General features: G+C 74.3%; 1 protein-coding gene. It reads right to left on the bottom strand.

Features of this window, described 5'->3' with window-relative positions:
• Positions 1-362 (bottom strand): methyl-accepting chemotaxis protein (locus MKL01_RS02680; protein ID WP_243903693.1); only part of this gene is annotated, 362 nt, incomplete at both ends.

Here is a 362-nt window from a genome sequence, read left to right as displayed (position 1 = left end):
CGCCGACATCGATCCGGCCGTGGCCTGCAGCTCAGTGGCAGCGGCCGAGACCAAGCCGATGATCCCGCCGACCGCCTGCCGCGTCGAGGTCTGGATCTGACCGATCTGGCTAGCGATCTCCCCGGTCGCCTTGGCGGCCTGCTCAGCGAGCGCCTTCACCTCGGACGCCACCACCGCGAAGCCGCCTCCCGCTCCCCCCGCCCGCGCGGCCTCGATGGTGGCGTTCAGCGCCAGCAGGTTGCTCTGGCCGGCGCCGGTCGAGATCCGCCCGGCCACCTCACCGCTGCGCGACACGGCTGCGCTCGGTTCCTGCACCCCAGCCCCCGTCGGGCCGGCGTTGGCGACGGCGACCGGTCGCAGCC

The sequence above is a fragment of the Methylobacterium sp. J-070 genome, from assembly GCF_022829385.1.
Lineage (GTDB): Bacteria > Pseudomonadota > Alphaproteobacteria > Rhizobiales > Beijerinckiaceae > Methylobacterium.
This window is presented reverse-complemented; position numbering and strand designations above follow the sequence as displayed.